The 445-nt window shown below is 65.6% G+C and carries 1 protein-coding gene; it reads left to right on the top strand.

Annotated features, from left to right (window positions below):
* The coding region (locus FL311_RS43675) for a PLP-dependent transferase (protein ID WP_194869657.1) at positions 1-445 on the top strand (445 nt) is incomplete at both ends.

Here is a 445-nt window from a genome sequence, read left to right as displayed (position 1 = left end):
GATTGCGCAAATGGAACGCGCCCGCCACAGCTTTATCGTGCCAGGCGGGCAGGCTGCTATCGCGCTCATCTACCTGGCGTGCTGCGGCGCCGGCAGCCACGCACTGGTGCCGTTGAGCGCGTACGGGCCCAGCCGAAGCATGGCTGCCGGCCTGCTCAAACGCATGGGCATCGAAGTGGAAACGTATGACCCGCTCATCGGCGCGGGCATTGAGGGGCTCCTCCGTCCGAACACCACACTTGTTTGGACTGAAAGCCCCGGCTCGGTCACGATGGAGGTGCAGGACGTGCCGGCAATCGTGGCCGCGGCGCATGCGCGCGGCGTGCCGGTAGCGCTCGACAACACGTACACGGCCGGCGTGTACTTCGACGCCTTCGCGCACGGCGTAGACATCAGCATGCAAGCCCTGACCAAATATGTCGGCGGTCACAGCGACCTCCTGCTC

The sequence above is a fragment of the Myxococcus sp. AB025B genome (genome assembly GCF_006518215.1).
Classification (GTDB): domain Bacteria; phylum Myxococcota; class Myxococcia; order Myxococcales; family Myxococcaceae; genus Myxococcus; species Myxococcus fulvus.
The sequence above is the reverse complement of the archived record's forward strand: the minus strand, read 5'-3'. Positions and strand labels throughout refer to the sequence as shown.